Below are 18,888 nucleotides of genomic sequence, written 5' to 3'. Positions count from 1 at the left end.
TAATCCCCGGGATCGTAATCGGCCGAACCCGCACGCGGCCTGCGACGGACTGGTAGGCAGTAGCCCATGCAATGGACCATCGACGGCACCGCGTTCAGGGACGAGCACGGGCGCCACACCTTCCTGCACGGCATCAACTTCGTCGACAAGAACCCGGAGAGGCGCGCACCAGGCATCCCTCCCTGGACCGACGAAGACCTGGCGCAGGCCTCAGCCTGGGGGCTCAACGGCATCCGGCTGGGCGTGATCTGGGCCGCGGCGATGCCCGAACCCGGCCGCCCGGACGAGGGTTACCTCGGCTGGCTCAGGGAGCAGGTGGAGACCTGCCGCCGCCACGGGCTCCACGTGGTGCTCGACGCCCACCAGGACCTCTACGCCCAAGCGCACTCCGACGGCGCGCCGGGGTGGGCCACCCTCACCGACCACCCCTTCGACGCCACCAGCCTCTGGAGCGACGCCTACCTCTCCTCCCCCGCCGTGCACGAGGCCCTCGACGCCTTCTGGTCCAACGCACAGGTGGGCGGCCGCGGCCTGCAGGACCACTTCGCCGAGTTCTGGCTGGCCGTGCTCGACGCTGTGGGTAAGGAGCCGGCCGTCGTGGCCCTGGACCTGTTCAACGAACCGGTGCCGGGTAGCGCGCTACCCGGGTACTTCGAGCTGCTCATCGGGGCGTTCGCCGAGCTGACCGGCCAGGATCCCATGGCCGTGGCGGACGACTGGGCAGATCCGGAGGCCAAGTTCGCCCAACTCCAACGCCTCGACGACCCACAACTGCACCGCGCGCTCGGTGACGCCGTCGCCCCCGCGCTCGCCGAGTTCGACGGCGGCTCGGTCGACGCGTTCTACCGTCGCGTGGGCGGCGCCATCCGGGAGGCGGGCCACAGCCACATCATCCTGCGCGAGAACACCTACCTGTCGAACATGGGCGTGCCCAGCCTGGCGCCCCTCCCTGCAGACCTCGATCCGGTGGCCTCCTCCCCCCACGCCTACGATCTGGTGGTCGACACTCCTGCCGTGACCATGGCCTCCGACCAACGGATCCGCACCATCCTCGAGCGGCACGCCGAGCTGCAGCAGCGCTGGCAACGGCCCGCGCTCCTGGGGGAATGGGGCGCGCTGAGCACCTACGACGGCGTGGCCGGCCACGCGCACGCCATCCAGGACTTCGTCGACGAGCACCTGTGGAGCCAGACCTACTGGTGCTGGGAGCCGGCCTTCGCCGGGACCGACGCGCAGCGCTCGCTGGTGCGGCCCCGCGTGCACGCCGTCGTCGGCACCGTCGAAGCGATCGACCCCGCCGGCTGGAGCGCCGAGTTCACCACCAGCCCGGCCGACGTCGCCCGCGCAGACGCCCATCAGTTCTTCGTCCCCGAGGGCGCCGCCGTCACCTACACGGTGGACGGCGCGCACCGCGCCCTACCGGCCAGCGACGGCGGCGTCCTGCGCCTGCCCGCGGAGCCAGGCAGCGGCCGAGTGGTGGTGCGGGGGTGAAGTTCGGCGAGCGGGTACGCCTCGCCACTCCCCTGCCCGCCACCTGGATGTCCAACGTCATCATCCACAACGTCTACATCAAGTTCTACACCGACGTGATCGGGCTGGAGCCGAAGTACATCGGGTGGCTCTACCTGGCGTTCAACATCTGGAACGTGCTCAACGACCCCGTCATCGGGGTATGGCTGGACCGCAAGAGGGCTGTGCCCGGCAGGGGCAAGCTGGTACGCGTCATGCGCAACACGGTGCCGTGGATGATCGTGATGCTCGCCTTGATGGCCTGGACGTCCCCGGACTGGAGCCAACACACGATCTTCCTGGTGCTCTTGCTGGAGTTGTTCATCTTCGACGTGGCGGCCACCGTCTACCTCATCTCCGCCACCAGCCACTACTACCTCTATGCCCCCAGCACGAAGGAACGTGTGCAGGTGGAGGTGGTGCGCCAGTGGATCGGCAACGGGGTGAGCTTCATCGCCACCGTGGTGGCCACGCAACTCCTGGTGGGCGACCTGGTGACCGAGCGCACCACCATCGCCGTGATCCTCATGGGCGTCGTCGCCGTCAACGCCCTGGTCTACCTGGTGGCGGTCTGCCGGCTGCGCAACCGGGATCCGGACAGGCTCTACGACAGCGGCATCGACGATTCCCCGCTCAGCGGCAGGGCCGTGTTCGAGGATCTGGGCTCCATGGTGAGGATGCGGGCTTTCTGGGTGTGGTTCCTGCACAGCCTCCTGGTGACCGCCCCCATGGGCATCTACTTCACCGCCTTCCTCTACTTCATGGACCACGTCATCCGGGCGGACGGCTGGCAGGCCACGGTGGCCGACGTCGGCTCCATGCTGGTGGTGCTCGCCCTGATGCCCCTGGTGGCGAGATTGGTTTCGACGGTGGGCGTGCGCATGTCGCTGTGGATCGGCGCGGCACCGTACCTGGCCGGGCTGGGGTTGCTGTTCTTCGCCACCACCTGGTGGCAGGTCCTGCTCTGCTACCTGGTGTTGATGTTCGGCCGCTACGTGATCGCCACGGCCTCGGTCGCCGTGGACGCGCTGCTGGTCGACGACAACGAGCAGCGCACCGGCACCCGTAAGACCGGCCAGATCGCGGCCATGCGCGCCATCCTCGGCGCGCCGGTCACAGGTGTGCAACTGGTGATCTACATGTCCATCCTCGGCGCCTACGGCTACGAGGCCGGCGCGTCGGTCCAGTCGGAGAGCGCCCAGTTGGGCATCAGGGTCGCCACGGCGTTGGTGCCCATCGCGTTCTGCCTGGCGAGCCTCATCCCCCTGCTGTTCCTCCCCTACAACCGGCAGCGCGAGGCCGAACTCACCGAGTTCAGCCTCGCGCGGCGGGAGGTTGGTGGGGGTTAGGCCGAGAGGTCCCGACGGCGGGCGACCTTGGCCCGGGGCGCCAGCGTGGGCGCCTCTTCCCCGAGCACCGCTTCCTTCGTGATGATCACCTGGGCGACCTCCTCGTCGGAGGGCACGTCGAACATCACGTCGAGCAGCAGTTCCTCGAGGATGGCCCGCAGACCGCGGGCCCCGGTGCCGCGTTCCAACGCCAGGTCCGCGATGGCCTCGATCGCGCCGTCCTCGAAGTCGAGTTGCACTCCGTCGAGCTCGAAGAGCTTCTGGAACTGGCGCACCACCGCGTTGCGGGGCTCCACCAGGATGCGCACCAGGGCCTCACGGTCCAGCGGCGAGACGGTGGTCAGCATCGGCAGGCGGCCGATGAACTCCGGGATGAGGCCGAACTTGTGGAGATCCTCGGGGCGCACCTGGGAGAACGGATCGGCGTCCGGGGTGCGCAGCACCATGCTGTTGTTGAAGCCCAGCGGCCGCTTCCCCACGCGCTGGCCGATGATGTCCTCCAGGCCGGCGAACGCGCCGCCCACGATGAACAGCACCTTGGTGGTGTCGATCTGCAGGAAGTCCTGATGCGGGTGCTTGCGCCCGCCCTGCGGCGGAACAGCGGCGACGGTGCCCTCGAGGATCTTCAGCAGGGCCTGCTGCACTCCCTCGCCGGACACGTCGCGGGTGATCGACGGGTTCTCCGACTTGCGGGCCACCTTGTCGATCTCGTCGATGTAGATGATGCCGGTCTCAGCCTTGGCGATGTCGAAATCCGCGGCCTGGATCAGCTTGAGGAGGATGTTCTCCACATCCTCACCGACGTAGCCGGCTTCGGTCAGCGCGGTAGCGTCCGCCATGGCGAACGGCACGTTGAGCATCTTGGCCAGGGTCTGGGCAAGGTACGTCTTGCCGCAGCCGGTGGGGCCGATCAGCAGGATGTTGGACTTGCCCACCTCCACGTCATCTGAATCCGAGCGGCGCCCGTGGCTGCCGAGCTCAGACTGGATGCGCTTGTAGTGGTTGTAGACCGCTACCGCGAGGGTCTTCTTCGCGCTGTCCTGGCCGATGACGTAGGTGTCGAGGAAGTCGCGGATCTCGCGCGGCTTGGGCAGTTCCTTCACCAGACCCGTCTCCGGGGCATCGGGGAACTCCTCTTCGATGATCTCGTTGCACAGTCCGATGCACTCGTCACAGATGTAGACGCCAGGGCCGGCGATGAGCTTCTTGACCTGCTTCTGCGTCTTACCGCAGAAATTGCACTTGAACAGATCGCCGGATTCGCCGATTCGTGCCACGACGTCCACCTCCTACCGTCACTGGGATGCCTTGTTGGTCCACCACATTACCTGCCGATGGGTCACCCCACCGGCGACACACCGTCCCCGCTGGTTGAGCGCGTAGGCTCAACCAGCGGCGCGGATCACAGGCCCTTGAGCGAGGGCAGGATGTCGTCGACGATGCCGTACGCGATCGCCTCCTGGGCGGTCAGGTACTTGTCGCGCTCGATGTCTTTGCTGACCTTCTCGACGTCCTGGCCGGTGTCGTCAGCGAGCATCTGCTCCATCAGGGACCGGATGCGCAGGATCTCGCGGGCCTGGATCTCCAGGTCCGACGACTGCCCGTAGCCGCCCTCGGTGGCCGGCTGGTGGATCAGGATGCGGGAGTTGGGCAGCGCCAGGCGCTTGCCCTTGGTGCCGGCCGCGAGGATCACCGCGGCGGCCGACGCGGCCTGGCCGAGGCACACCGTCTGGATGTCCGGCTTGATGTAGCGCATCGTGTCGTAGATGGCAGTCAGCGCCGTGAACGAGCCGCCGGGCGAGTTGATGTAGATCGAGATGTCGCGCTCGGGGTCCATCGACTGCAGACACAGCAGCTGCGCCATGACGGCGTTGGCCACCTCGTCGTTGATGGGGGTGCCCAGGAAGATGATGCGGTCCTCGAACAGCTTGGTGTACGGGTCCACGCGGCGCACGCCGTAGCTGGTGCGCTCCTCCCACTGGGGGATGTAGTAGTTCATGTTCATGCCTTCGGGAGCCATGCCTCGGGGCAGGGTGCTGGAGTTGATCACTGGTTCGGAGCCTCCGACTGAATCTGGGATGCACGCTCGTAGACGTGATCGATGAAGCCGTACTCGAGCGCCTGCTCCGCGGTGAACCAGCGGTCGCGGTCCGAGTCGGCTTCGATCTGCTCGACGCTCTGACCGGTGTGCTCGGCGATGAGGTTGGCCATGGTCTTCTTGATGTGCAGGGACTGCTCCGCCTGGATGCGGATGTCCGACGCGGTGCCGCCGAGGCCGCCGGACGGCTGGTGCATCATGATGCGGCTGTGCGGCAGCGCGAAACGCTTACCGGGCGTGCCCGCCGAGAGCAGGAACTGCCCCATGGAGGCGGCCAGCCCCATGGCGACGGTGGCCACGTCGTTGCTGATCCACTGCATAGTGTCGAAGATCGCCATGCCGGAATCCACCGACCCGCCGGGCGAGTTGATGTACAGGTAGATGTCCTTGTGGGGGTCCTCCGCGTTGAGCAACAACATCTGCGCGCAGATCGCGTTGGCGTTGTCGTCCTTCACCTCCGAGCCGAGGAAGATGATCCGGTTGGCCAGGAGGGAGGAGTAGACGTTGTCATTCATACCGAGGCCGCCGGCACCGAGCCCGGCCATGCGGATGTCATTTCGAGTCTGAGTCACATCCATAACCTACCGGGAAATGGCCCAGACCCAAGACCCTCAGCGCATGTTCGCCGAGGGCTTGGGCTGTTGGCGCTGACCTGAGCGGGGCCGACAGCCAGTTCTATCCGGAGTACTTCACGAATCACACGTACCTGGATGTGGTACGCCACGAGATCGCCCACGCGCTGATCTACGAGCACTGCGACACGTTCTCCCCCCAGATCGCAGGAGAACGCTACGAGGGGGTGACCAACTCCTACGCGGTGCTGTACCTCGGCGCCGACCGTGACGAACTCTTCACCGGTGTGGGCGAGAGCGGCTGGGACTACTCGATGGACTCGGAGACCGACGCGATCGCCGAGTCCATCGCCAACGGCACCTGCCGCTGACCGACGCAAAGCGAACGCCGCCGGCCCCGTGGGGGCCGGCGGCGTTCGCGTATGTGCGCTTGAGGGTTACTCGGCGGCCTCTTCGGCAGCCTCGTCCTCGTCGGCCTGAGCCAGCGAGGTGTCGACGGCGTTGCCCTCGGTGTCCTTGACCGTGGCAGCGGCGCAGATCTGGGCCAGCGCCTTGCCCCGGCGGATCTCGGCCATCCACTCGGGCATGTGGTTGTGCTCCATCATGTGGTTGATCTCGTCCTGCGGCGTGGTGCCGGACTGCTGGGCCCTGCGGAAGATCAGCTCGGTGAGCTCCTGCTGCGAGACGTCGAGGTTGTTCTCCTCGGCGTACACGTCGAGGATGATCTGAGCGCGCAGCGCGTCGGTGGAGCGCTTGTCCATCTCGGCCCAGAACTCTTCGACGGTCTCGGCCTCCTCCTCTTCGGTCTGCTCGAGGTACTGCTCGACAGTCAGGCCGCCGCGGGAGAGCTGACGCTCGACGTCGGCGCGGCGGGCCTCGAGCTCGTTCTTCAGCACGCCCTCGGGGAGCTCGAAGTCGACCTTCTCGAGGATGGCCTCAAGCACCTTGTCGCGGGCGTCGGCGATCTGATCGGCGCGGACCTGCTGCTCGGCCCCCTTGCGGAGGTCCTCCTTCATCTCCTCGACGGTGTCGAACTCGGAGATCAGCTGGGCGAACTCGTCGTCGACAGCGGGCAGTTCCTGCTCCTGGACGTTGGTGACGGTCACCTCGATGTCCGCCTCCTCGCCGCGGTGGGCGCCGCCCACGAGCGTCGAGGTGAAGGTGGCGACCTCGCCGGTCTTCAGGCCCTTGACGGCCTTGTCGAGACCCTCGAGCATGCCCTTGTCGTCGCCGATCACGTAGGTGATGCCCTCGGCGGTGGCGTCGTCGAGTTCCTCGCCGTCCTTGGTGGCCTTGAGGTTGAGGGTGAGCACGTCGCCCTTCTTGGACTTGCGCTTGACATCCTTGGTGGTGGCGAAGCGCTGGCGCAGCAGCTCGATGCGCTCCTCGACCAACTCGTCGGAGGAGCCGACGGCGTCGACGGTGGCCTCGACCTTGTCGAAATCAGGCAGGTCGAACTCGGGGCGGATGTCCACCTCGGCGGTGTACTCCACCACGTCCTTGTCCTCGAGCTTGGTGATGTCAACCTCGGGCTGGGCCATGGGGTAGATCTTATGCTCGTCGATGGCGACGTTGTACGTCTCCGGGATGGCCTCGTTGATGGCCTCCTGCAGGACGACGCCGCGGCCGAACCGCTGGTCGATCACCGCGGCGGGCACCTTGCCCTTGCGGAAACCGGGGATCGTCACCTGATCGGCGATCTCCTTGTATGCCTTGTCAAGGTAGGGCTGGAGATCGGCGAACGGGATCTCGACGGTGAGCTTGACCCGGGTGGGGTTGAGCTTCTGGGCGGTGCTGGGCACGAGTGGACTCCTGAAGGGGGTGTCAAATTCTGAATCGCCCGCCAGTCTATCGGTGGATCCCCACCGCTCCAACACGCCGCTACAGTCAACTGTGTGAGCGAGTTGACCAGCACCGTGACGGACACCGCCCTGATCTTCGAGGGCGGAGGCATGCGCGCCTCCTTCTCCTCCGGCGTCCTGGCCGTCCTGTTGGAGGCCTGCATCCACCTCGACTGGGTGGGCGGCATCTCCGCCGGCTCAAGCTGCCTGGCCAACTACGTCTCGCGCGACATCCCCCGCGCGGAGGTGTCCTTCGTCGACTTCGCGGCCGAGCCACAGTTCGGCAACTGGCGCACCTGGCTGCAGGGCAAGGGCATGTTCAACGCCGAGTTCATCTACGAGCAGACCTCGCTGCCCGGCCAGCCGCTGCCCTATCGGTGGGAGACGTTCACCGCGAACCCGGCTCAGGTCGCCATCGGGGCGGTGCGCTGCAGCGACGGCCAGATGGTCTACTGGGGCCGCGACGACATCGATACCCTGCCGGACCTTATGAAGCGGGTACGCGCCTCCTCGACCATGCCGCTGTTCATGCCGCTGACCAGCATCGACGGCGAGCTCTACTGCGACGGCGCCCTCGGCCCCACCGGGGGGTTCGCCCTGGATGCGGCGAAGGAGGCGGGCTACGAGAAGTTCGTGGTGGTGATGACACGCACCCGCGGCTACCGCAAACCCGCGGCCCGGTTCCCCGCCGGCTACCGGGGCCTGTTCCGCCGGTACCCGGCGATCGCGAAGGGGCTGCTCGAGCGGCCCGCGAACTACAACCGCACGCTGGATGAACTCTTCGAGTTGGAGCGCGCCGGGCGGGCTCACCTGATCTTCCCTGACCAGATGCCGATCAAGAACTCCGAGCGCCGCGTGCCGGTGCTGCGCTCGGTCTTCGCGGCGGGGCGCGCACAGGCGGAGAGTCAACTCGACGACCTGCGAGCGTTTCTCGGGAAGCGCTGATCTTCGCGGTCAGTGGAGTTCCCGGTCCGGCGGCTCGGGCTGCTACACTCGTCGACGGTTCTGCGGATGTAGCTCAATGGTAGAGCCCTAGTCTTCCAAACTAGCTACGCGGGTTCGATTCCCGTCATCCGCTCCAAGGAAGTACATCGCCTACCGTGCAATGCGGTGGGCGATGTCTTTGTCCTCCAGAGTGAGTAAGCCGGGGTTGGCGACGACCTGCCCAGCTGCCTCAGCCATCTCTTCCGTGATGCCCCCCATCTTGGTCTTCGGGACCTGTTCGTTGGTCTCCTCGTGCAACGGCATTGCACGACGACACATTGACAACCTCCATCCATTCAAGAACCGCCCGGCTCCATCTCCGAGCGCGCCGGGGGAGATATGCAATGTGCACACCTCAGGAACTGGGCCTCCATCTCGTGGACGGCGCTGCACCCATCGGCCTGGATTGGACAGTGCCGCAAATGAAGTAGACTGCCTCCTGGCCCGGCAACGGGCACCGGGGCGTAGCGTAGTGGCTAGCGCGCCTGCTTTGGGAGCAGGAGACCGCAGGTTCGAGTCCTGTCGCCCCGACCATCGTTCGCCCCAGTCAGACGCCAGTTGCGGAATGAGAACGTCGTCTCGTGCAATATGCGTGCAATAGCGATTCACGCGATACCCGCGAGACGCCGTCCTTCGGGTCGCCCCTTCGCGCCGAGCGAGGAGCCGGTTTGCGTCCATCAGGAGCCGGTGATCCCCGCGCGGAGAGCGGCCAGCTGCACGTCGAGCTCCCCCACCGTTTCCCTGGAAGCGCGGCTGATGTGCGAGGCCAGGGTGGGGCCGTCACCGTCGAGGATGCCGGCCAAACGTTCCAGGGATGCAGGCTCCCAGTCAGCGTGCAGTTGTCGGCCCGCCCGGTAGGGGCCCACGAGGTAATCCTGGTACTCCCAACGTTGGAGCGCCTCTACGTCATCCCAGAGCGCTTCGCCGTGGGGACCGTAGCGGGTGGCCTGCAACAGCGGGCCGAGATCGCGCGCATCCTTGTTCGGTTCACCGACGTGTCGATAGTGCCAAGCCACCAGCTTGAGGCCGATCATCGAGCTCAGCGTCGGCACCTTGACCGCCGTGCTGCCCAAGGTCACCGTTTCGGCTGTGGCGGCGGCCTCCGCCATGCCCGTGATGTCGAGCGTGAGGCCTTCGGCGGGCTCGACGACCCCGCCGGGCGCAACCCGCGGACCGTAGGGAATCACGTCGACCTCGAACCCGTCCACCTGGAACCGGATGCCCGTCGCGTTCGGCCCGAAGAACGGCCGCAGTTGGTGATGATAGGCATCCAGCGAGGGCACGAGGATTGAGACATCGACATCCCTGGTCGCGCTCCCGGTGGGTAGTCCGGCGACCGTGTGAAGCTGGTAGTCCCTGGCCAATGCCCCGACCAAGGTGAAGTCCGGCAGGGTCTGCCGCAGGGTGAGCACGAGCCCCTCCGGGAGCCCCGGAATCGGCCCGCTCATCTCCGGAACGCCCATTGATGGCGGCGGTCCAGGTCCTGAGCGACTTCGACCTCCCGCGGGTCGCCGCCGGTGAGGGCGTCAGCGTAGGCGAGCAGCGGAGGCACGAGCCTGTCGTCGAGGAGATCAGACGACCAGAACCGTTCCCGCAGGATCACCGGCGCGTCGCCGTCTCGGGAGAGTCGCGCTCGTTGTCGGATGGCGTACCAGGGCGGCTGACCGTAGACGACAGTGCGGTCTGGGCGGATGTCACCGCCCATCGCTGCGAGCGCGACGCCGCCGGAGAGAGTTCCTTCGGGTTCGTGCCAATCCTGGATCCACCAATGGGCTGCTGGACCTGCAACCTGAAGTTCCTGCAGTCTCGGCCCAAGGTCGCGCACGTAGCCGTCGATCCAGTCACGGGCCAGCCGGTCCGGGTCGATGAGTCGCCGTTTGCCGGCCAGTTCAGCGACGTGGCCGCGGTGGCGGAGATCGGTGATCGCGTTCGTGACGGAGCCCTTGGACGTGCCGGCCAGAACGGCCAGCCTCTCGTAGCTCATCTCCACCGTGTCCGGACGGATCAGGAGCGCGAAGATCACCCTGAGCTCTGCCGGGGTGCACGAGGCCGTGACTTTTCGCCGCGCAGGCCCCACCGCGAGTCGGGGTTTGCGGCCCTCGACGTGGACCTGGAAGCCCGGGAAGTGAAGGTACGCGTTGCCGCCGCTGTCGATGTAGTTGATACCCAAGGCCCGGTACTGCGCGCCGCGGTCGCGCGGCACCGATGGCTGAGCCAGGATCACCGGGTCCACTCGACCATGTGCCCAGCGGTCAGCCTCTGCGACGCCCAATGGTTGGGAGCGGAACTTGAGCTCGACGGGCACTTTCAGCGGCTCCGAACCGCACCCCGGGATGAGTGCAAACAGATCGGCGCCCGCGTCGGGGTCGTCCACCGGAGTTGTCTTCACCCCGTACTGCCCCAGCGCGTGACGGATGAGTCCGTGCAAGTCGCCAGACTGAGCGGTCAAAAGATCCATGCGGTCAATACTACTGACCGGGCCGGTATTTTGACCGATTCTGGCAGGTTGGACTTTCAGACGCGCTCCTCGCTAGGGGTTGCGAAGGCCACTCGCCACCTCAAGGGCGTCCGCTACCGCCGTGAACTCCTCCAGCGCGGCGGTCAGATCCTCGACGATCTCACGCGCGATGATTTCGGGGGCCGGCAGGTTGTCCAAGTCCTCGAGCGTCTCGTCTCGGAGCCAGGTGATGTCCAGGTTCACCTTGTCGCGCGCGATGAGTTCGTCGTAGCCGAACGACTTGAAGCGCTCACTCTCGGAACGCTCGTCGCGCGCCCCACCGGGCATGAAGCCGGCGACGAAGTCGTCGAGGTGGGCGCGCGTGAGCGGGTTCTGCTTCAGGGTGAAGTGCTGGTTGGTTCGAAGGTCGTAGACCCAGAGCCGAGAGGTCCAGGGGGTCTCTGATGCGGGCTTGCGGTCGAAGAACAAGACGTTGGCCTTCACGCCCTGGGCATAGAACAATCCGGTGGGGAGGCGAAGGAGAGTGTGGAAGTCGAAGTCGTTGAGCAGCCGACGCCGCAGAGTCTCCCCCGCACCACCCTCAAAAAGGACGTTGTCGGGCAGGACGACGGCCGCCCGGCCATTGATCTCCAGGATTGTCATGATGTGCTGCAGGAAGTTGAGCTGCTTGTTCGACGTGGTGACGACGAAGTCCTGACGCTCCACGGCGCGGTCCTCGGACACCTCCCGGCCGTCGGCACCAACCATCGTCAGCGACGACTTCGTTCCGAACGGAGGGTTGGCCAGCACGACCGACCAGCGGTCCCCCGGGTCGTGAGCCAAAGAGTCCCGCACCTCGATCAGCGACTCCCCATGGGGCTCCCCCATCCCGTGCAGGAGGAGGTTCATCGCGGCCAGGCGTGCCGTGCCGTCGACCAGCTCGACACCACGGGCGAACGTCTCCTTGAGGTGCTTGCGCTCCGGCGGCGTCATCGTCTCAGCCCCGCGCGAGGCGTACTCATGCGCCGCGAGCAGGAATCCACCGGTGCCACATGCCGGATCGACGACGGAGTCCGCCACCGTCGGCTGAACGCAGTCCACCATCGCCGCGATCACAGAGCGCGGCGTGAAGTACTGCCCAGCCCCGGACCCCTTATCGGAGGCGCCCTTCGCGAGCAGTGACTCGTAGGCGTCTCCGTTGATGTCCGTGCCGGCCGATGACCATTGCTCCTTGTCGATGAGGTCGTGGATGAGGCGCTTGAGCTTGGCCGGGTCCTGGATCCGGTTCTGGGCCTTGCGGAAGATCGTGCCGAGGGTGCCGGGCTGCTTTCCCAGCCCTTGAAGGATCTCGGTGTAGGCCGTCTCGAGCTTGACGCCTTCCGCATCGAGCAAACGCTGCCAGGAAAACTCCTCCGGCACGATCTGTTCGGGCCGCAGTGTCCGGGTGGCGCGCTCGTGCGCCATCTTCAGGAACAGCAGATACGTCAGCTGCTCGGTGTACTCAAGTACCCCGACACCATCGTCACGCAGAACGTGCGCGTAGGACCAGATCTTGTCGACCAACCGACGCGCGTCAGCCACCGGACACCTCTCTCACCATCACGACTCCTCAGACGCCAGCCGCATCGCCGACGACGAGCACAGGCGTCAACGGGATGCGCAGCCTCCAGCGCTCCGGCAGCTTCGCATAGTTCTCCAGGAACAGTGTCACCAGGTCCTCGCCGGACACCAGCCGGAGACCCGAGCGCTGGCGTTCAATCGACACGGCATCACGGCTATAGCTGCCGAGGGTCACGAAGAGGAGATACTCCCCAGAGCCCTGTGTGCCGATCAGTTGCTGCACCTCGGGCGCCCCGACGGTGCTGGTGAGATGCTTGCACTGCACCTTGATCTGGGGCGGTTCGACGCCGAGGGGATCGCGATGTGCGATGACGTCCACTCCCCCGTCCTGGCTGTACTGCGTGACCCTGGCCTGATAGCCGAGCGCGCGGAGCAGATCTGCCGTGAACTCCTCGAACGCGGAGTGGGAGAGCTCCTTGTGCAGCGCCTCCAGCACGAAGTCGCGCGTGTGGCGCTCGATCCGAGACGCCCGCGGCTCGTCGGCTGCCTCCTCGTCCGGATCGTCCTTCGCGACGGCCTCGACCACGCGAGTGATCTCATCGACCGACTCATCGCCGGAGCGGAGAGCGGCGAGGAACTCATCAGCATGCTTGCGGATACGGAAGATCGTCAGGAATGAACCCAGCTCGTAGAGCGCTGGCTGCGTGAAGATCGTCCGCGAGAGCCCGATCTTGCGCCACTCGACCGGCCGCCGGTGGCGGTGGGTGGGTGCGTCGGCCGCGAACTCGTACTCGCCGCTGATGATCCCGATGTTGATCGTGCTGTCTGGCTTGTATGGCGCGACGACGATGTCGCCCGGTTGCATCTCGTCCCGCAGTCGAACCAGAATGCCTGCCCATCCTGCGATGGCCCTCGGCTTGGCGTTCGGCATCACTCGGGCAAGCGTCTCCTTTAGCCCCTCCCGCCCGTGCGGGACGGCGCGAAGGTCGCTCATCTCGTCCCAGCCAACGCTGATGAACCCGTCGTCGACGAGCTCATCAGTCAGCGTGTCATTGTGTACTCCCCAGATCGCGGTCATCCGGCCAATCCCTCCAGTTCGGTCTCGAATTCCTCCAAGTGATCGATGTCCGAGGCTCGGCGAGTCAAACGCCCTGAGAAGGCAGCGGAGAGTAGAGAACGCCGGAGCAAGCCTTCTCGCCGCTTGGCCCCAGTCACGGACGTGCGCAAACGCGCGACACAAGACAGCTGATCCGTCGCAGCAGCCACAATCTTTTCCTGAGCCGAGACTGGGGGAATCGGGAACTCTACCCTCTTCAAGCGGGACGCAGACAGGTGCGCAATGTTGGTCGTGATGCGCGATTCGCGCATGAATCGCCCGGCGTGCATGTGACGTCGGAATACGAGCAAGGCGAACTCTGGCAAGACATCTGCGCGCGCCCTGAATCTGATTAGGCTGTTGGTGAAGGCAACATTGGCCGGCTCACCTGCGTAGAGGGCGGGTCGTCCCAAGAACTGCGGGCTTTGCCCTTCATTGAGCAAGATATCGCCGGGCCGCAACTCGAATCGTTCGAAGCTATCACCCGGCCAGTGCATTTCCATAAGGTCCGACGAATCGATTCGATCCTCGAAGACGTTCGCTACTCGCAGGTAGGGGCGCATGTTGGGACCGGAGTGACAGTCGGGGTGCCGCTGTCGGCCAAGCTCAACCCGCCCAGCGTCACCAACCGTGGCAGTGATCCAATCCTTCGGGTAGCCATCGCGATCAGGAATCAGGCCAACCAAAATGGCCTTAGTCACAGCGTCGAGTCGGTGCATGCCTCGTTCGAGCGCTTCATGCGCATATTGAATGCGCGAAAGGTGGCCCTCCAAGGCTTCAATTACCATAGGTTGCTCTCGCTGGGGCGCCAATGCGATGGGGAGTCGACGTAGGTTCTGCTGAGGCAAGTGGGCGATCGTGGAACCTGTCGTGAACGGCTTCAAGGCACCTGTTCGTGCTGCATTCTCCAAGGCATATCTCAGGTACTCGGGAGCGATGCCGTCCTTGGGGCGCACTCTATGCAGCGCTTTCTGATAGGCGATGTACTCGTCATCCTGCTTCCAGATGGCGGCTCGACCAACCTCTCCTCCCTCACAAACCAAGAGATCCCCTTCTCGGACCCTAAACCGCTCTCGCTCCTCGTCGGCCAGCTCCATTTCTGCTAGGTGGCCAGTATCGATGCGCCCCCACTGCACGTTAATGTTTCGCAGATAGCGCACCTGAGGGAGACCCTTAGACCTTCCTCGGTCAAGCATCTTGCCCAAGGCAGTGTCAGCAATCTCCCCGAGGGTGCGTACTGACCAGCCAGACGGGAGCGAACTCACGCCGTGAGCTCCCGGTTCAGTTCGTCAAGCAGGTCCCCGGCCCCGTCGCCGAGATCGCGGAGTGCGCCATAAATGCCACCGCGCTCGTCGAAGGGCGCCTCGTCAAGGTCATCGGCAGTGATGCCGGCGGAGTTCGAGATCACGTCGACCATGCGGTCGAGCCACCACCTTTGCTTCTCGTTGAACGTCGCGCCCGATTGCTCCTGCGACAGGAGCCAGCCAGCGTAGCGTCGCTGGACGGTATCGGCGAACGGGATGAGTTCGTCGTCGAGTTCGAGCGTATAGCGGACCAACGACACAACGTCAGTGAGGCGCGACCGATCGCGATGCTGCACGCTGCCCACGTCTACCAGTTCGTAGGCCGTCCACACCATGTCAGGCGTCCAGTTCCTGGGCGGCCGGGCGATGCGGTCGGCAAGCTCCTTGATGGCGTCGAACGGAATGCGGCGCGTTTTGGCCTCATCCATCAGCTGGATTGCCGTGATCTCGTTGCGGTGGGTCGTCAAGTACTCCTTCCAGTCGCGGACCAGCGATCGGGCTTCCTCCGGGTCCACGACCCCGTGGGCGGCGAGGAGCCGGTCGGCGTTCACGTCGTCGATGATTTGATCGTGGGTGCGGCGCAGTTCCATGATGCGGGTGCGCAACTCGGGATTGGCGGCCAACGGCTCGATCGCCGCCTCAGTCAGTTGCGCCACCACCGTCGCGACATCGACTCCCTCCCCCGCTGCCTCGAGAGCCGTCGCCTGCACATCGGGATCCACAGCGTCGACGAGCCCACGCACTATCGCCTTGAGCGGCTGCCCGGCCACCTTGTCGAGTTCGGAGCGCTCGTCCGGCGTGAGTTGCAGCTCGAGCGCCGACAGCCGCGAAGCGAGCGTCGCGGTCTCGTCCTCCGTGATCGTGAGGTTCGCCGCCTTCTTGAGCAGCTGCTCCAGCGAGATGGATCGGGTTCGGTTGAGCGGCGGCTCGACGAAGTCGTGCTCGGTGACGCCGACGGCGTCGACGATCACGAACCTGGTCTTCTGCTTGGCCTTCGGATCAGGGGTGACTGCTTGGAAGTCTGCGGCCGCGATGGTCCTGGCGCCGCGACCCTTCATCTGCTCGTAGTACTGCGCGGTCTTCACGTCCCGGAGAAAGAAAACGCATTCCAGGGGCTTCACGTCGGTGCCGGTGGCGATCATGTCCACGGTGACGGCGATGCGCAGCTTCGGGGACGTGCGAAAGGCTTGCAACTGCCCCTTGGGATCAGTGGCGGTGTAGGTGATCTTGGCGGCGAAGTCGTTGCCCTTGCCAAACACCTGCCTCACCAGTGTGACGATCTGCTCGGCATGGTTGTCGTCCTTCGCGAAGATGAGCGTCTTCGGGACGGCCGAGCGACCTGGAAAGATCTCGGTGAACAGCCGGTCGCGGAAAGTCTCTAGCACCAGTCGGATCTGGTTTGGGTTGCTCACCGCACGGTCGAGCTGGCCGCCGGTGTAATCGACCGCCTCGTCGATCTCCTCGATGCGCTGCACCCGGGTGCGCTTGTCGAGCTTCGGCACAAAGGTGCCCGCGTCGATCCTCCCGCCCTGCTCCGTGATCTCGGTGCGGATGCGGTAGATGTCGAAGTCGACGTTTACGCCGTCGGAGACCGACTCCTGGTAGGTGTACGAGGAGACGAGGTTCTGGCGGAAGAACGCGAACGTCTGCTTGCCCGGTGTTGCGGTGAGACCGACGACGTGGGCGTCGAAGTACTCCAATACTCCGCGCCACACGCCGTAGATGGAGCGATGCGCCTCGTCCACGATCACGAGGTCGAACGTTTCCGGCGGCAACTCAGGGTTGTAGGCGACGGTGACCGGCTGCTCCGGGACGTACCCATCCAGCTGAGGATCATCCGCGTCAGCCACGTCGTTACCGCGCAGCACCGAGTGGACCCGCTGAATCGTGGAGATCACAACGTTCGAGCTGGCCAGCATCCCGGCACCCGTGAGCTTGTCGACGTTGTAGATCTCGGAGAACCGGCGTCCGTCGTCGGGGGTGGCGTAGTTCTGGAACTCGGCCAGGGTTTGGTCGGCGAGGTTGTTGCGGTCCACCAGGAACAGGACCCGTGAGAAGCCGCCGAACTTGATGAGGCGGTAGGCGAGCGTGACCGCGGTGTAGGTCTTGCCGGCGCCGGTGGCCATCTGGATGAGCGATCGGTCGAAGCGCTGCTCGGCCAGGGACTGCTCGACGCCATTGATCGCGACGATCTGCGCCGGTCTCAACCCCGCTTCATCCAGCGGAGGAAGAGCGCGGGCCTTCGCACGCCACGTCGGGCGCTCCGGATCGGCGTCCGCATCGCGGAGGATCCGGGCGAGCGTCGAGGGCTTGGGGAACGCGAACACCTTCCGTGCTCGGGGGTCCGGGTCGAACCCGTTGGTGAAGTGGGTCTCGCTGCCGGAGGCCTCGAACACGAACGGCAGCCGGTCGTCGACCAACCGTGCCCGCCTGCGGTGGGACTCAGGGAGCCCGGTGGCGTACATCGTCGACTGCCACTCAACGCCCGACAAGGTCGTGCCGATGGGCTTGGCCTCGATGACGCCGACGACCCTCTTGTCCACGTAGAGCAGGTAGTCGACGCGCCCGTGGCCCGGCGCCATCACGACCTCGCGCACCGCTATGCCCTGACCAGCGAACAGATTCATCGCCTTGCCATCTTGAACAACCCACCCGGCGGCCTGGAGTTGCTCGTCGATGAGCACACGCGCCCGCTGCTCAGCAGCAAGGCGGGCGGCATCGGTCACGACTCGATCCTAGAGAAGAAGCGAAAGGTTCGCTGCGATGACAGTCGAAGCTTGCCGATCACCCAGCCGCACGAACCAAACCGCCACATCGCACCGTGCTCAAAGGCCAGTCCGGATGTACGAATCCGACCATAGGAGAGATCTCGGCTGCTCCGGTGCGTAGGGAGAAGGTCCACACACCCAGTTCACGCAGTGGCTGGCCACCGCGAACGCCCGGCAGGTCCGAACACTGCGGGCCCGCCCGATCGACCGGCTCGAGGCCGATCTGGCCAGGATGCGACCGTTGCCGCCACAGATGCTGCACCTTGGCTGGCGCAACCAGATCCGTTTGGGCCGTGACTACTACGTCAGGGTCGACACCTGTGACTACTCAGTCCATCCCTCAGCGATCGGCGCCCGCGTTGACGTGACCGCCGATCTCGATACCGTCAAAGTCCGCAACGCCGGAGTCCTGGTCGCGGAGCATCGTCGCTGCTGGGGCAAACACCTCACGATCACCGACCCCGACCATGTCAAAGCCGCAGCGGTGCTGCGTCACCGATTCCAACAACCCCGACACCGGTTGGTCGATGCTGATCTGCTCAGGGATCTGGCCGACTACGACAAGGCCTTCGGACTCGACAGTGAGGCACTCTAGATGGCAACCGATGCTCTCAAACAGATCCGTTTCCTGGCCGCATCATTGAAAGCGCCCCGGATCAGCGAAGCAGCTGCCCGGCTGGCTGATCATGCCCGTGACACCGGTTGGACCCACGAGGACTACCTCGCCGCAGTCCTGGAACGCGAAGTCGCAGCCCGTAACGCCTCCGGCGCGCAACTGAGGATCCGCGCAGCAGGCCTGCCAGCGGTCAAAACCCTTGATGAGTTCGACTTCGACCACCAACCCGCCGTCCGCGCCCCGATCCAGGCTCTCGCGTCAGGGGCCTGGCTGGCTGAACACCGCAACATCGTGCTGCTCGGCCCGCCCGGCACAGGTAAAACCCACCTCGCCACCGCCCTCGGGGTCGCCGCGGCCCACCAAAGCCACCGCGTGTTGTTCGCCACCGCCACCGACTGGATCGCCCGCCTCACCGAAGCCCATCAGAGGGGACGCCTCACCGAAGAACTAGCCAGGCTACGGCGCTACCCTCTGATCATCGTGGTAACGAGGCCACGTTCGGCGGCCACCCTGGGTTGGTGCCGTAGAGTACGCGGGGAGGTAGCGTTTCGACTCCTTACTTGGAGGCTTGAGAGTGTGCACAATTGCTAATGGCAGGTGCCACTCGACGTCGCCGTCTGAGTATGTGACGAGTTGGCAATCCCACATGTGCGCACGGGCTGACCGGTGATAGACGGCATCGGGCTGGGCATAGCTGGCGCATTCGTACTCGTTGGCCTGTATGGGGCGATGCGATCCAATTGGCCAGCGGCCT

General features: G+C 65.4%; 16 protein-coding genes and 2 tRNA genes. 8 read left to right on the top strand and 10 right to left on the bottom strand.

Annotated elements, in window-relative coordinates:
- Positions 1-66 precede the first annotated feature (66 nt).
- Positions 67-1,491, top strand: coding sequence for a glycoside hydrolase family 5 protein (locus BN1186_RS01380; protein ID WP_040281815.1), 1,425 nt, complete (start codon positions 67-69; stop codon positions 1,489-1,491).
- Positions 1,488-2,858: an MFS transporter gene (locus BN1186_RS01375; RefSeq protein ID WP_040281813.1), complete on the top strand. Its 1,371-nt coding sequence runs from the start codon at positions 1,488-1,490 to the stop codon at positions 2,856-2,858. The genes BN1186_RS01380 and BN1186_RS01375 overlap by 4 nt, the downstream gene beginning before the upstream one ends.
- On the opposite strand, the gene clpX is transcribed toward BN1186_RS01375, so the two are convergent.
- The 3 genes from clpX to BN1186_RS01360 form a co-directional block, all read right to left on the bottom strand.
- Positions 2,855-4,135 (bottom strand): ATP-dependent Clp protease ATP-binding subunit ClpX, encoded by a 1,281-nt coding sequence (clpX, locus tag BN1186_RS01370; protein ID WP_040282003.1) that lies wholly within the window; start codon positions 4,133-4,135, stop codon positions 2,855-2,857. The genes BN1186_RS01375 and clpX overlap by 4 nt on opposite strands.
- A gap of 125 nt (positions 4,136-4,260) precedes the next feature.
- A complete protein-coding gene (locus BN1186_RS01365) occupies positions 4,261-4,857 on the bottom strand; it encodes an ATP-dependent Clp protease proteolytic subunit (RefSeq protein WP_040282001.1) in 597 nt (198 codons plus the stop codon).
- A 47-nt stretch (positions 4,858-4,904) separates the two neighbouring features.
- Positions 4,905-5,534 (bottom strand): ATP-dependent Clp protease proteolytic subunit, encoded by a 630-nt coding sequence (locus BN1186_RS01360; protein WP_040281810.1) that lies wholly within the window; start codon positions 5,532-5,534, stop codon positions 4,905-4,907.
- A gap of 134 nt (positions 5,535-5,668) precedes the next feature.
- Here BN1186_RS01360 and BN1186_RS01355 point away from each other — a divergent pair, with 134 nt between their 5' ends.
- Complete coding sequence (locus BN1186_RS01355) at positions 5,669-5,899, top strand: hypothetical protein (protein WP_040281808.1); 231 nt, start codon at positions 5,669-5,671, stop codon at positions 5,897-5,899.
- A 66-nt stretch (positions 5,900-5,965) separates the two neighbouring features.
- Here the strand turns inward: BN1186_RS01355 and tig are convergent, their stop codons facing one another.
- Entirely contained in the window at positions 5,966-7,330 is a 1,365-nt protein-coding gene (gene tig, locus BN1186_RS01350) for a trigger factor (RefSeq protein ID WP_040281807.1), read from the bottom strand.
- 93 nt (positions 7,331-7,423) lie between these two features.
- Between tig and BN1186_RS01345 the strand changes: the two genes are divergently transcribed.
- The 3 genes from BN1186_RS01345 to BN1186_RS01335 all read left to right on the top strand — a co-directional run bounded on the left by BN1186_RS01345 (position 7,424) and on the right by BN1186_RS01335 (position 8,887).
- On the top strand, positions 7,424-8,314 hold the full coding sequence (locus BN1186_RS01345; RefSeq protein WP_040281805.1) for a patatin-like phospholipase family protein: 891 nt from the start codon (positions 7,424-7,426) through the stop codon (positions 8,312-8,314).
- A gap of 62 nt (positions 8,315-8,376) precedes the next feature.
- Positions 8,377-8,450 (top strand) — tRNA-Gly (locus BN1186_RS01340).
- A 361-nt stretch (positions 8,451-8,811) separates the two neighbouring features.
- Positions 8,812-8,887: transfer RNA gene (locus BN1186_RS01335), tRNA-Pro, on the top strand.
- 143 nt (positions 8,888-9,030) lie between these two features.
- On the opposite strand, the gene BN1186_RS01330 is transcribed toward BN1186_RS01335, so the two are convergent.
- The 6 genes from BN1186_RS01330 to BN1186_RS01300 all read right to left on the bottom strand — a co-directional run bounded on the left by BN1186_RS01330 (position 9,031) and on the right by BN1186_RS01300 (position 17,476).
- Positions 9,031-9,801 carry a hypothetical protein gene (locus tag BN1186_RS01330; RefSeq protein WP_139650742.1) on the bottom strand — a complete coding sequence of 257 codons (771 nt, stop codon included), beginning with the start codon at positions 9,799-9,801 and terminating at the stop codon, positions 9,031-9,033.
- Positions 9,798-10,811, bottom strand: coding sequence for a type IV toxin-antitoxin system AbiEi family antitoxin (locus BN1186_RS01325; RefSeq protein WP_082031056.1), 1,014 nt, complete (start codon positions 10,809-10,811; stop codon positions 9,798-9,800). Before BN1186_RS01325 ends, BN1186_RS01330 begins: the two co-directional genes overlap by 4 nt.
- Positions 10,812-10,883: 72 nt before the next feature.
- The gene (locus BN1186_RS01320; protein WP_040281797.1) at positions 10,884-12,371 is read right to left on the bottom strand and encodes a type I restriction-modification system subunit M; all 1,488 of its coding nucleotides are present in this window, start codon (positions 12,369-12,371) and stop codon (positions 10,884-10,886) included.
- Between the two features lie 28 nt (positions 12,372-12,399).
- A complete protein-coding gene (locus BN1186_RS01315) occupies positions 12,400-13,428 on the bottom strand; it encodes a restriction endonuclease (RefSeq protein WP_040281795.1) in 1,029 nt (342 codons plus the stop codon).
- The gene (locus BN1186_RS01310; protein WP_074436879.1) at positions 13,425-14,711 is read right to left on the bottom strand and encodes a restriction endonuclease subunit S; all 1,287 of its coding nucleotides are present in this window, start codon (positions 14,709-14,711) and stop codon (positions 13,425-13,427) included. Before BN1186_RS01310 ends, BN1186_RS01315 begins: the two co-directional genes overlap by 4 nt.
- Complete coding sequence (locus tag BN1186_RS01300) at positions 14,708-17,476, bottom strand: type I restriction endonuclease subunit R (RefSeq protein WP_040281793.1); 2,769 nt, start codon at positions 17,474-17,476, stop codon at positions 14,708-14,710. The genes BN1186_RS01310 and BN1186_RS01300 overlap by 4 nt, the downstream gene beginning before the upstream one ends.
- A 283-nt stretch (positions 17,477-17,759) precedes the next feature.
- Between BN1186_RS01300 and BN1186_RS01295 the strand changes: the two genes are divergently transcribed.
- Complete coding sequence (locus BN1186_RS01295; RefSeq protein WP_139650740.1) at positions 17,760-18,113, top strand: Mu transposase domain-containing protein; 354 nt, start codon at positions 17,760-17,762, stop codon at positions 18,111-18,113.
- Complete coding sequence (locus BN1186_RS01290; RefSeq protein ID WP_082031055.1) at positions 18,114-18,725, top strand: ATP-binding protein; 612 nt, start codon at positions 18,114-18,116, stop codon at positions 18,723-18,725. It begins immediately after the preceding gene.
- The last annotated feature ends 163 nt before the right edge of the window (positions 18,726-18,888 follow it).

The organism is Tessaracoccus massiliensis (genome assembly GCF_000826065.2).
Taxonomy (GTDB): domain Bacteria; phylum Actinomycetota; class Actinomycetes; order Propionibacteriales; family Propionibacteriaceae; genus Arachnia; species Arachnia massiliensis_A.
This window is presented reverse-complemented; position numbering and strand designations above follow the sequence as displayed.